The 14,376-nt window shown below is 47.4% G+C and carries 5 protein-coding genes; 1 reads left to right on the top strand and 4 read right to left on the bottom strand.

Annotated elements, in window-relative coordinates:
- Positions 1-20 precede the first annotated feature (20 nt).
- From fabD to sigK, 4 genes are all read right to left on the bottom strand, one after another.
- Positions 21-1,286, bottom strand: coding sequence for an ACP S-malonyltransferase (fabD, locus tag AC0LWN_RS24200; protein ID WP_474669868.1), 1,266 nt, complete (start codon positions 1,284-1,286; stop codon positions 21-23).
- An 11-nt stretch (positions 1,287-1,297) separates the two neighbouring features.
- Positions 1,298-11,599: an amino acid adenylation domain-containing protein gene (locus AC0LWN_RS24195; RefSeq protein ID WP_474669866.1), complete on the bottom strand. Its 10,302-nt coding sequence runs from the start codon at positions 11,597-11,599 to the stop codon at positions 1,298-1,300.
- Between the two features lie 47 nt (positions 11,600-11,646).
- A complete protein-coding gene (locus AC0LWN_RS24190; protein ID WP_474669864.1) occupies positions 11,647-12,492 on the bottom strand; it encodes an acyl carrier protein in 846 nt (281 codons plus the stop codon).
- 811 nt (positions 12,493-13,303) lie between these two features.
- The gene (gene sigK, locus AC0LWN_RS24185; protein WP_474669862.1) at positions 13,304-13,861 is read right to left on the bottom strand and encodes an RNA polymerase sporulation sigma factor SigK; all 558 of its coding nucleotides are present in this window, start codon (positions 13,859-13,861) and stop codon (positions 13,304-13,306) included.
- 168 nt (positions 13,862-14,029) lie between these two features.
- Here sigK and AC0LWN_RS24180 point away from each other — a divergent pair, with 168 nt between their 5' ends.
- Positions 14,030-14,194: a transposase gene (locus tag AC0LWN_RS24180; RefSeq protein WP_474669860.1), complete on the top strand. Its 165-nt coding sequence runs from the start codon at positions 14,030-14,032 to the stop codon at positions 14,192-14,194.
- The last annotated feature ends 182 nt before the right edge of the window (positions 14,195-14,376 follow it).

Genomic DNA, 14,376 nt, shown 5'->3' with positions numbered 1-14,376 from the left:
GGTCGTATTGCTTAATATGGTTATAGCAGTGCGTCATAAGACTTAGCGGGGGAGGCATCCAAATAGTCCTTGAACATGCCTCCGGTGCCCGTCGATTCCACAATCATCGCAATACGTCTTTTTTGTTCCTCTAATGGCACTTTCTTGGTCGTAAATACCCGGATCAGCATGTCCAGGGAGTCTCTCATCTGCTCCACGTTGGGCTGCTTCCCTGACTGCTCCAGCTCATTTTGAAGTTGACGGATTTTTCTATACGGTTCGATTACACCCTGTTGATATTCTTCCTGGTCCCAGTTCTGATTTCTTGTTGAAACTGCCGCTGCCAGACACTTGGTTACAACAGTTGGCAACAGTTGCAATTGTCTGAAAATCGAAACTTGATCCTCCTCCTTATCGAAGGAGAAGGCTTGTATCTCCGGGTAAACCGGACGCATTAGATTCCGGAGAACAGCCTTCGGACCAATTTCTACAGCCACGGCGACACCTTGCTGTTGTAGATAATCCATATTCTCGGTCCAACGGACAGGGCTCGTCATTTGTGCGGTCAGAAGCTGCGGGATCTCTGTCTTGCTCTCATAAGGACGAACGGTGACGTTAGAGAGAACCGGCCATGCCGGTTCTTCATAGCGAAATCCTTTCAGAACCTGAAACAGCCGTTCCCCCGCCTCTTTCATCAGCGGAGTATGAAAGGCCGTGCTGACTTCCAGCCGGATCACGTCGGCGTTCTTTTGCTTAGCCGCTTCCTCAACCGAAATCACCGTATTCCGGTGTCCTGCGACAACCAATTGACCGGGCGAATTGTAATTAGAAACCACAGCCCACTCCTCGGGTGTGGATACCGACGCACATAAATCCTCTACTTCTTCCGGCATCATTCCCCGTACCGCGGACATCAGAGTCGGGACTTCGCGTCCTGCCTCTGCCATTAACTCACCACGAATACGTACGATTTGCAGAGCATCCCGGAATGAAATAGCGCCTGCGCAGGTAAGCGCAGTGATTTCTCCAAGACTGTGTCCGGCTGAATAATGAGGCTCAATTCCGCCTTGCTGCCGGTAATAAAGATAATCCGCATAACATGCTGTCAGTATTGCAGGCTGTGTGTTCTCCGTCTGCTTCAATGCCTCTAGGCTTCCTTCAAAGCAAAGCCTGCGGATGTCCATCCCAAGGATGTCATTCGCCTCTTCAAACGCTTGCTTGGCGGCTGCAGAAAACTCATAAGAATGCTTCCCCATCCCCACATATTGGGAGCCTTGACCGGGAAATAACAATGCCAGCTTATTCAAAGCTACTCCTCCTATTCGGTGTCCGATTTATCGACAAACAGACGCATTGCCTTACCAAAGCTATTCATCAATTCTTTTACCTTATCGCCATTGAGAACATTTGAAGCATATTCACAGGTGCAGTTCCACTCCCGGTCGCTCTTGGAAAGTTTAAGTAGCATAGTATAGCGCTCGGTATCGAGCCTTTCCGTAACGAGGGAGGATAATATCACTGCCGGCACAACCGTCCCTGTCTTTCTCTCCGCAGGAGACTGTCTTAGAGTCTTTAAGGAATACCTCACTGTATCCTGTCCGCCCAACAACGCCTTCACCCGGACAAACAATTCCGCGAATCCGTTCAGCGTGGCAAAATCAATAACTAACTCATCCGCCACATCCGCTTGGCGAAGGACGGTTTGCACTGGTATACGGCTGCTTCCCGTTAACTGCCGCAACAAATGAGCGTACATGGAGAGGAAGATTACGGTCTCATCCACCTGCTGTTGTTCGGCCAACTTGCGTAATTTGGTTGAATAGACTTCATTCAGAACAAACCGGATGGTGGAAGCCTCATTGGACGTCCTTTTGCCGGCGAGGAATGCTTCAGGCATTGATAATTCCTGCAGTTGCACAGCCGCACGTTCTCCCGGCTCCTCTTGATCGATGAAAGCGGCCAGTTGGGCAACCGATGGATAAGCGAACAAATCGGTTATTTTGATCTTTTTGGAAAAGGCTTGAGTGATATGGCTATGCAACTGGACCATCTGAACGGAATTCCCGCCCATATCAAAAAAATTCTCATGAATACTGATCTGCTCATGTTCCAGCACCTGTGCACAAATAACTGCCAATACTTCTTCCGTCTTTGTTCCCGGCGCTTGATAGCTTCGGGCAGTATTCAAGTCCGGCTTCGGCAGGGAACCGCGGTCCAGCTTACCGTTTGGCGTCAGCGGTAAGGAATCCAGCAGGACAACGTAAGCAGGCACCATGTACTCCGGAAGCTCTCGGGCAGCCCAAGACTTCAGCTCAGCGGCAGTGCATTCCCCATCGGCAACCACATACGCACATAGGTACTTTCTCTTAGCGGAATCTGCCAAATCCACCGCCACGGCTTGAGTTACGGCAGGATGCTTCAACAGAACGCACCCGATCTCATTCAACTCCACGCGGTACCCTCTGATTTTGACTTGATGATCAACCCGTCCCATAAATTCGATATATCCTTCAGGCTGAAGCACCCCAATATCTCCCGTACGATATAGTCGTCCAAGCTCCGGGTGCATAACAAAAGCATGCTTGGTTTTATCCTCATCTTTCCAGTACCCGGCAGCCAAACCGGCTCCGCTGATATACAACTCCCCTTTAACGCCAACAGGGCAGCATTCCCCTTGATAATTGAGCACATAGAAATGCTGGTTCGCCAATGGATGTCCATACGGAATACTTGACCACCCGTCCGATATGCGGTCAATCGGGTAATATATCGACCAGATCGAAGCTTCAGTAGCTCCTCCCAGACTGACGACTTTCGATTGGGTAAAGATCTGCTTCACCTTATCGGGAAGCGTCAGCGGGATCCAATCCCCGCTCAACATCACAAGACGCAGACTTGTATTTAAGCTGTACCCGCGGTTCTCGGTCTGATTCGTTGCATAACCGGCTGATTGCAGATCCTCTTTTGCCTGGATCTCCGGCGCCTTATAACTGCTTATCTCCAGAGTAACTGCTGTTTCCAGCTCACTGGCGGAGCGGTTGCGTTCCTTTTTGTATCCAACCTCTACCGTATGCATCCAGACCTGGCCGCTATACAGGTTAAACTGGGGCTCGATACGATCAAACATCATGTCCCCAATGGAACACAGCCCTAAATCTGCCAGTTCCGCAGCCAGGGTCAGGAGAGATATCATGATCCCCGCTTCCATGGATGCATAGAAGTAAGCGTCCCCGCCATATTTAGGCATTGAAACATTGGCATTGTAAATAAAGAACAGCGAAAAGGCCGATGAATCAAATATCTGTTTGTTATTGTAAAAATGAGCTTCATTGGACATGTTCATATGGGCATTGGCCAAATAGAGTACATGATCCTTCGGACAATAGTAGTACAGCCCTTCGTTCAGCCCTTCCACACGGCCGGATTTCACATAAACAAATAAATCAATCGGATAAAGCCCGCCCGCACTGGCGTAATAATAGCGTACATGCCCGTCCTCCCGGATTTGCATCATAATTGACAATAAATAAGACATGACATGCAGCGGAATTACCGATTCTTCATCAAATTCACGGTGACTGCGTCTGTCAGCTATATATGAAGGATGGGACTTCGGTTGATGCAGAGCAATTTTAGACTGTTCCGACCATTTGTAAGTCCGGTTCACCTGCTTCTGTTTATAAGCTTCCACCTTGGCCGCATCAAAGAACATTTCCTGCGGATACGGATGGGACAAGAGCTTTTCCTGGGACGAGAATACCTCTTGAGGACTCATCACGGTGTTTACCAGTACTTTTTGCTCCACAAGCCTGTTCCACAATTGGTCAAGCTCCGCTTCTGCTATGCCGGCAAAGCCGCGAAGCATTTGCTCGTAGGTCATTCCCTTTTGAGCCAGATAATATAACTTTGGAAAGACCTGCGGAGCTGTCTTACGATAGGACATTCCGTCGATGAGCACGAGATCCCCATCGAGCTCCCAATAACTTCCCGGTGCCCAATAATAGGTAGAATCAGCGCTTGAATGCGAATCCGTCATATACGAATCAACCGCTTCAACAGCCCCAGACTCCGCTTCACCCCACCGGTATTTATTCGTTCCCGGGGAACCTCCCAGCCGTTCCATCAACATATCCATGACCGCCGGCGCGGAATTCCAAACCGTTATTTGTTCACGTTCAATCGTACCCATAATGTCATCTACATCCCGCTGGTCGGCGACCTGGACCAGAGTTCCCCCTGCGGCCAATGTACCGAAGATGTCGTATACCGACAAATCGAAGCACATAGAGGACAACCCAAGTGTTCGGTCACTCGGCGAAACGCCGAAACGCTGATTTATGTCTTGAACCGTATTTGCCGCGGCCTGGTGGGTAATAACCACTCCTTTAGGCTTTCCTGTGCTTCCCGAAGTGTAGATTACATAAGCCATATCCTCAGGCTGCACATCGTCAACGGGATCTGCAACATGGAACCCGGAAAGCATCCCGTCAGCATGCAGATCCGGCGTCAGCACCAAGGGACATCCGCTGTTCTCCTTAATGTACCTTTGCCGTTCCTCCGGATAATCGGGATCAATGGGAACATAAGCTGCCCCGGCCTTCAGGATGCCAAGAATGTTAACGATCGTCTCCGGAACACGATATGCCATAACACCAACCAAGTGTCCTGTACTAACCCCGTTAGAGTGCAGGTAATGCGCAACCCGGTTGGACTCTTCATGCAGCGCCCTGTAACTCATTGCGGTCTCGCCAAGCTTCACCGCAGTAGACTCAGGCTGCCTGCGCGCCTGCAGGGTGAACAGGTGATGCAGCGTTGTCTCCGGGAGTGCTTCGACCGTCCTGTTATATTGCTGAATGAGCTTTACATGCTCATCCGGCAAATGTACTTGTTCATCGACTTTTCCCGTATCTGCCAAAAGGGCACGAATCGTACCGGTATAAATCTCGAACATGGAGACAATAACCTGACTGTCAAACAACTCTTCGACATAGTCCCATGAGATGGATAAGCGGTCCCCGATCTCCATAATCTGATGGTCAATAAAGACTTGGGAGGTCTGGCTTAGCGTCATCTCTACCTGACCAATTTCATACCAGCCTAGTCGCGATGCCTTGTGATCACCGAACAGCATGCTTGTAAATACAATGGGCATAGCTGCTTTCGTTCCGAGATTGTGGTATTTAGCATAATCTCGGATGAAATGAATGCCGTCGTAATGCCGGTGCTCCAATGCTTCCAATAAAGTGTTCTGTACATGGGTGACTTGACCCCAGAAATCATTTCCCTGCTGCAGATCCACATCCAGGAGAATAACAGAGGTAAAATCACCGACAATTCGGTTAACATCTTCATGGAACGGATAACGATTAAAGACTGTCAGGTTGATTGCAAGCCTCGGCTGGTTACTCCAGTAAGCCAATGCCCGTGCATATGCAGTAACCAGCAGCGCGGACGGGGTTACATTATGCTCCTGCGCCTTTGTCTTGATTCTGTCCCAGTCCTCTGGTGCAAACTCTTCAAGAAGCCTTTTGAAATGGGGATCCTTCACCTTAGCCGGTTCCTGCTTCATCGGAAGCGCCGGAGCGGATGGGAACTCATCCAACTTGCTTAACCAGTAATCACGGTCACGCCGGTACGTATCGCTGTCCTTAAATGCCTGATAAGCAGTGAGATAGTCTCTAAATGTAAAGACTGCAGGCAGGAGTTCCCGGTCGGGATGATGATACAAATCCATAAGCTCTCTGCCGAATATCATCATGCTTGCACTATCCGCAATTAACAGGTCATATCCGAAGAAGAAGTAATGTTTGTCGTCCGTCAACCGGACAGCCTTAAATTCAAATAACGGCCATTGATCCGTAGCAAAGACCGCGTGGGACATCCGCTCCCGTTCCGCCAAAATGCTTGCTTCCTGTTCCTCACGGGAGGCCTCTCGCATATCTTCAATATCGATAAGATATTCCGGGACATTCTGCAGCACCTTTTGCATACCGTTAGGGAAAATTATCGTCCGCAGCATCTCGTGCCGTTGAATTAGCTGGTTGATGCAATGATTCAACCGCGCCATATCCAATGCGGTTGTCATCTCCGCGTAGAAGTGAGTGGATACCCCGCCAATTTCGAACTGGGTTTGCCGGCCCATCAAATACGCCATTTGTACTTCCGTTAATGGAAATTCATCGTATATATGAGTCGGGTCCGGTTGTGCCGGAGGATAAGTGACCGTATGATCTGTATCCTTCTTCTCAAGCGGTACCGATAGACGTTCTGCAAGCTCCAAGATGTTATTTAACCGAATGAATTCTCTGAAATTAATCTGTACGGACCACTCTTTTTCGATCCTGGAGATAATTTGGACAAGGGCAATGGAGTTAAGCCCCAGTTCAAAAAAGTTATCCGTAACGCCGACTTGATCGATCCCGATGACTTCCTTGAATATCTCAATAAGCCTGTTTTCCGTCTCGTTGCCCGCCGCCGGAGATTCCGGTGTGTTAATCCCAATGACAACCGGTGCCGGAAGAGCCTTTCTATCCACCTTACCGTTAACAGATAACGGAATGCATTCAAGCTGCATAAAGCTGGATGGAACCATATAATCCGGCAGCACCTCGTTCAAGGCTGCTTTGATTTGCGCTTGATCCAAATCGGTATCCGCAACGAAATACGCGTACAGTTGCTTGATCCCCGTGCTATTCTCGCTGTCAACGACAACAGCATGGCGTATTCCGGATACTGAGGCCAAACGGCTTTCAATCTCACCCAACTCTACACGGTACCCACGTATTTTGACTTGTTGGTCCTTCCGTCCTCTAAACTCGATATAGCCCTCTTTATGCATGAGGCCGTAATCGCCTGTTTTATAAAGCTGTCCTAATTCAGGATGGAAGATAAAGGAGTACTTCGTCTTATCCTCATCATTCAGATAACCGGAAGAAAGTCCTGAGCCTCCGATGTAGAGCTCCCCTTCAACACCGACAGGCACTCTCCCCAGGCCGGAATCCAAAATATGAAATGTTTGATTGGCCAGAGGATATCCGTAAGGAATGGTTGTCCAATGCTCGTGAACAGAAGCAACGGGATAATAGATCGACCATATAGAAGCCTCTGTAGCCCCTCCCAGACTGATGGTTTGAGAGCCTGGGAATTTATGCTTAATTTTATCCGGCAGCTGCAGAGGAATATAGTCCCCGCTGAGCAGCACGAGACGCAGTGTTTCCGCTACCGGCTGGTCCTCCATGCTTTCAACTAATAACTCCATGATTGCAGGAACTGAATTCCATACAGTAATACGCTGTCTAGCCAGCACCTCACGTATACGTGCAATATCCCGCTGATCATCGATCTGTATCAAAGCCGCCCCCGTACTAAGCGCCCCGAAAATATCGTATACCGACAAATCAAAGCACATAGAAGAAACGGCCAGAATCCGGTCTTGGTCTGATACATTAAACTTCCTATTGATATCGGAAATCGTATTACATGCCGCCTGATGGCTGATCATAACGCCCTTCGGACGACCTGTGCTGCCTGAGGTATAGATAACGTAAGCAAGATCTTCAACAGTCTGCTCCATCCAGATTCCACTGCTTGGATACTGATACATATGGTGAACCTCAAAGCTGTCAGGCTCCAGCAAAAACTTGCAGCCGCTGTTATCATAAATATAAGCCTGCCGTTCTTCCGGATAATCCGGGTCGATTGGAACGTAAGCTGCCCCGGACTTCATAATTCCGAGCAGATAGATAATAGACATCGGGCAGCGTTTAGCAAGAAGTGCAACTTTGTCTCCGCGGCCGATTTCTTTGGCTTGCAGGAATGCCGCAACCTGGTTGGAGGTATGGCGGAGCTCACGGTACGTCAACTGCTGTTCATGATGAATTACGGCCGGAGCATCGGGAGTCAGGGCTACCTGCTCATCGAACATCGTATGAAGAAGCTTCGGTTCTATCCATTCCCCGGTAGAGTTGTACTGCTCAATCAAAGCTTGATCACTCGAGCACAGCTGCAGAGCCGGGAATTCTCCTGTCTCTATCAATGCATTCAATGAGTCAATGTATTGCTCGAACATCACTTCCATCTGGGCTTCATCAAACAGCTGTTCCACGTAATCCCAACTGATCAGCAGTTCTCCCTTAATTTCAACTACCTGGTGGTCGAGAACCGCCTGGGAGGTCTCGCTGAGACTGTACTCAATGTCCCCGATCCCGTTCCAAGAGTTCCAACCGTCGCCATACAGCATGGATGTAAAAACTACCGGAAAGGACCCTTTGTGTCCGAGGCCATGATGACGGTTGTATTCACGGATGAAGTCCATGCCGCTGTAATGCCTATGCTCCAAGGCCTCCATAAGAACTTTTTGTGTTCTTTGGGCAGTATTCCAGAAAGTATCTTTCGGATCAACCATTAAATCGAGCAGAATGATCGAAGTGAAATCCCCGATGATCTCCTGAATACGCTCATGAAATGGATATCGATTGAAAACAGTCATATTCAATGCCATCTGTGACTGATTACACCAATGGGACAAAACAGCCGCATAGGCTGTCGCAAGCAGAGCAGACGGGGTTACCCGGTGACTCTGGGCGGTTGCTCGCAAGCGATCCCACAGTTCTTGGTTAAAGGTGTGCATTACCCTTCTGAAGGTAGGGATACCGGCCGTTTCTAATGCTTGTTTGTAAGGCAACGACGGGGCTGAAGGAAAATCGCCGATTCTCGAAAGCCAATAATCCCGGTCTCGCCGGTAAAGATTGGACTGCTTAAAGCTCTCATATGACTCCATATAGTCTCTAAAGGTTACATCCCCAGGAGACAAGGCCAAGGCTTGTCCGGTATAAAACGCCAGCCATTCCTTTGCCAGAATGTCGATACTCATGCCATCAACGATCAACATATCCAGATTTACGAGCAGGAGATGAACAATATCACTGAGCTTGAGTGCCTTGAATTCAAATAGCGGCCATACAGAAGCCTCAAATACATGATGGGACATCCGTTCCCGTTCTTGGAGTATACGTTCAGTTTGTTGAGATTCATCTAAATCCGAAATATCATCTATGGCCATTTCATACCGGGGCACCTCAGGCAAAACCTGTTGCATACCTGTATGTAAAAACACGGTTCGAAGCATGGGATGACGCTGAATCACCTTTTGCAAGCTGTCTTCTAAATGGCCGATATCCAGACTCGTTCGAAGCTCCATATAGACATGTGTGGAAATACCGCCCAGTTCAAACCCAGAATCCCTTCCCATAAAATAGGCCATTTGCACCTCTGTCAGATGAAACGGCTCAAACTGGGACTCCGGCCTAGCCACGACGGTTGGATATAGCTCCTGGCTTACAGTGGATGATTCATGTCCGTCTAACCATTTCCCCAGCTTAGATACACTTGGGTATTCTGTAAACACATGAAGGGGGACTTTAATTCCCAAGTCACGCCCGATCGCGGTTACGATACTCATCATCGATATCGAATCTCCGCCCAGTTCATAAAAATCCCTGTATATATTTATGCATTCGAATCCTAAAGCACGTCCCCATATTTCGCCTATCGCCCGTTCAGAATCTGTGTAGGATAACTCAGAATCCTTGCCCTCCAGCCGAATATGTAATTCTATCGCCTGCTTGGGAAGAACAGACGGTTTTGCGAAGCCCGCTTCCCTACTCCCCTGCACATCGTCTGGCATCGCATACCAGACCCGCACCGGTTCGAGAGCCGGGAGGGGAACATGCACGCGGCTGCGCTTTTGATGAAGATAGAACTGGTTCCAGTCGATAACTGCCCCGGACGCGTAATATTCCCCGATCCGTTCCAGACACGATCTCTGTGAACTCTCCGAATGCCATTCCCGGCTCAAATATTGATTGGCTTCCATGCTTAGAGTCCGCAAAGCCGATTCCGTCATTTCACCTTCAGACAAAACCTCTTGATCATCCGGTACTGTTTTGACTATTCTGTAATGATATTCCTTCGGTACCCGTGATGCTGTCAAGCCAAGGAAGCAGGCCAACTGTTCCTCCAGTTCCTTCACACTTCCGACAACGGCCGTCAGCCGGTAAGCATGATGGTCCCGCCCGCGATTCTGCGTATAGCAAATGTCAGCCAGCCGGTCATCGGACTGACCATTTAGAAAGGAAAGGTAGCTCTGCACAAGCCCTTCCAGCCCCTTGGCGCTTCTAGCCGACAACGTAAAAAGGCATGGCTCGGTCAGCATTTGAGAACTCAGATTCTGAACCGGTGGTTGTTCTAATACGATATGACAGTTGGTACCGTTAAGTCCGAAGGAGCTGACTCCTGCACGCAACGGACTGCCTTCGGTGTTCCAGTCACTCAGCGTATCATTAACATACATGGCCGAGGATTCAAAAGGTATTCTCACATTTGGGTATTGAAAATGTATCGAAGGCGGCAGCTTGCGGTGCTTATAAGCCAAAAGAACCTTCAGTAACCCGGCTATACCTGCTGCTGCGTACAAGTGGCCAATGTTGCTTTTTACAGAACCGACGGCACAAAATTGCTTCTTATCAGTATATTTCCCAAATGCTTTCTGAATGGCATCAATTTCCACAGGATCCCCAAGTTTCGTGCCTGTTCCATGCGTCTCAATATAAGATATTGTCTCAGGATGAATATTTGCATCCTCCCAGGACTGAAGGATCACTTCCGTTTGCGCCTGGCCATTCGGGGCCGTTATGCCCATCGAGCTGCCATCCTGGTTAATTGCAGTTCCTTTGATCACCGCATGAATATGATCTCCATCCCTAAGAGCTTTATGGAGGGGCTTCAATAGAACGACTCCCACGCCTTCCCCCCGGCCCGTTCCTTCAGAAGCGTTATCAAACGTACGTGAACGGGAATCCGCCGCCTCGAACCCCACTTTAATCTGATGGGAATGGAGAGGAACCAGGGTCATATGAATCCCCCCGGCAATAGCCATCTCACATTCACCGTTTCTTAGAGCTTGAACAGCCAAGTGTACAGACACCAAGGAGGAGGAACATGATGTATCCACTACAAGACTCGGACCTCTCAAGTCCATAATATAAGAGATTCGACTTGCTATAATCGCCGATAAATTACCAGATGCCGCCATGGGACCGAGACTACCCTCCACATCGGCAATCATCTTCATATACTTCCATCCGTCTTCATCACCGAAATAACCTATGTAGACACCTGTTTTGGTGCCGCGTATTTGATCGCCGCCATAGCCGGCATCCATAATCGCTTTCCAGGAGCATTCCAAAAAGAGGCGCTGCTTCGGATGCATGTAGCTCGCCTCATTCGGTGATATGCGAAACATAGAATAATCAAATTGATCAATGCTGTCCAGATAGGCTCCTTGAAGATATTCACGCTGCTTCTCTTCTTGCTCCAGCCAGTTCAAGTACTGGTCAATGTCACCTTTTCTTGATTGGGGGAAGTCCCTTATACAATCTTTGCCTTCTCTCAGATTATTCCAATAATCATCGAGTGTGTCGGCCATCGGAAAGGTTGCGGACGCTCCGATAATGGCAATGTCCCTTTGATTTACTTCCGGCTGTTGACGTTGCATGTAGTTATTCTGCGGACGTTGATTCTTAAGTTTCTTTTGAAGATCTGTCCATGCAATCCCACTCAAAGAAAGCTCCTCCTGTCCTGTATGTGTACCTTTTTTCACTTAGTTGTTTATTCGAATTGTCTATTGTCCAGACTAATAATAAGCTCGGCTATTGTAAGATAACGCTGGAAAATATCCGTGATTCGATCCGGAACAAGTCGAGCATCGTAGCTAAACACTAAATTAATACCATTAGCGGATTCGTCTATTTCGACGATCAGGTCGTATATGTCAGCCAAAGATACGGGGGAGGTTTTATATGGTTTGGAATAGATTAGCGGTAAAATAGCTTCAGTATCCCGTTTCTTTCTAATTGAAGAAATGTTATTTAAATCATAAACCAGCGTATCTGGATGGGTGATCTCATTGTGCACTGATCTGAATAAGTCGGATACTTCTTCTACATCGACTATATTCACTTTTATAGAGGCTACCCGGTTATTCTCTCCATAGAGAGCCTGTACAGCCAACTCTGACCGCTCTATCTCCTGAGAAAGGGAAACAATCAACAGTGTGCACAAGATATCGAATAAATTCACATGATTTTGCTCAGCCATACTGCTAAGAGACTGCATTTGGTCTTGTTCAAGAAAGAGTTCCATTATCCCCCGTTGTAAGGTTTTAGGTGATTGAAAGAAAGATGAGGGAAGTTCCAGAAGGTCAGGTGTGATGCAAATCATGCGATTTGATATGTAAAAAGTGAGTTTTTCTATGGTGGGATAAGTAAAGAAGTCTGATTCCGTCAAATCACATGATAAGTTCTCATTTACAGCTGAAACAAGGCGTATTAGCTTCATGGAATCAAGCCCGATATCAAAAAAATTATCCTGCAAAGTAATACTCTTGTCACTTAACAGGTTTCTCGCAATATCCAAGACTGAAGCCTGCAGATTAATTACCGAATCGTTAGTCATATATTCCAACCCCACCCCGTCATATAGTCAGTGATCTACAACCCGGATATGTACAAATAAAGGATTTTAAAGGGATTATATACATAACCACCACCTATATTAATTCATACTTTTATTAGACATCTATTTGTAAAAATAGTAAAGACATTATTTTTCATTTTTGAAACACAAAATCCATTATACGACCATATATTTTCTTTTTCTATATAAAATTTACACTTTCCCCAAAATCGAGTTCGCTTGCTTCTTCTTTAGTGTAGAAAACTCCCGGTTAATGTATTATAAACAAATAACTCGAGTCTAAGATTTGAGCCTAGCGTGACCCTACATACTGCTTTGCTTTATAAAACTAATGTTCTGTTGAATCGGGCAAGGTTAGGCTCTTCTGAGACTTTTCAAGCTGCGTAAACGATGTATCCTACTTTATAGGGTGCAATCAATAGACAGCGAAAATTCTGCAATCGTTATATTCAGCCCTTTTCCCTGATTAGGGGTTCTCCCTTATGATTTGAATATTATCCTGCTGATCATTCCCCCACGGTTTCGCACGAATATTATCTATCTGGAAAGTCCATTATTATTAAAAAGAAGGTGGACCCATAGCCTTATCATGGCTTGGTGTCCACCTCAATGATGCTAACCGATATGTCCATCAAATCAGACCCTCTATTTGCTGTACACGGCTTCTGCCGGCAGCTCAAGGCGATAATCTAGCTTATCATCCTTACGAGCACTTGCATCGGTTCTACCACATGTCATTACGGCTTTCCTTGCATACGGAATACGCTAATCTCCTTTGTAAAAGCTACATTCACCAGACCAGGATCTTTCTATTCCCCACCCGCTTCGCCTCATAAAACTCATGATAAAGCTTCATCAGCGCCCTCTTCTCAATCCTTGAAACATAACTCGGTGAGATCCCTAAGTCCTTCACAATCTCCCGCTGGGTCCGCTCCTCACCACCGGTATCCAGGACGAACCGGCCGACGACGACCTCTTTCTCACGTTCATCGAGTATATCAAGATTGCGGTAGATCTTACTTTTTTCAATCTTCAGATCAACTTCCTTGATTACATCGTCGGTTTCCGAGCCAAGGATATCGATTAAAGTAATCTCATTGCCCTCTTTATCCGTACCAATCGAATCATGGAGCGATACGTCTTTACGTGTCTTTTTCAGCGACCGGAAGTGCATTAAAATCTCATTCTCGATACATCGAGCCGCAAAAGTAGCGAGCTTTGTGCCTTTATTCGGCCGGTAACTTTCAATCGCCTTGATCAGTCCAATCGTACCAATGGAGATAAGATCCTCCATGTCCTCCCCTGTGTTGTCGAATTTTTTGAGGTTGTGGACACGAAGCGATGTCACTACTCACGACACTTCACATCCAAAAGATATAGTACGTTTTATTGACGATTTTTAATTCCCTATTTAGACTAGAGTGTGACTTCAAGCTATAAAAAATCCCCTATACGGTAACCCCCCTTATGAAAAGACGATACAAAATACGCGACGATCAATGGGATCGAATCAAAGATGTACTTCCACCCGAGCGAAAAACAGGGTGGCCGGATTGGAAAAGACAAACGAATCATGTTAAATGCGATGTTGTGGGTAGCTCGTTCCGGAGCACCTAGGCGTGAATTGCCCGACTATTATCCTTCCTGGAAAACAATATATATGACTCGGTTTCGTCGCTGACAAAAAGGCTGGCGTATGGGAAAAGGTGCTCGAACATTGATCGATCTCCCCTGACTTTGAAAACATTATGATTGATACCACCATCGTCCATGTTCACCAGCACGGTGCGGGGGCAAAAAGGGGCAGCAAGTTCACGCCATTGTCGACGCTTTAGGCTACCCCTCGCGTATAGAACTTACGGC

Source organism: Paenibacillus sp. sgz302115 (assembly GCF_056120445.1).
The sequence above is the reverse complement of the archived record's forward strand: the minus strand, read 5'-3'. Positions and strand labels throughout refer to the sequence as shown.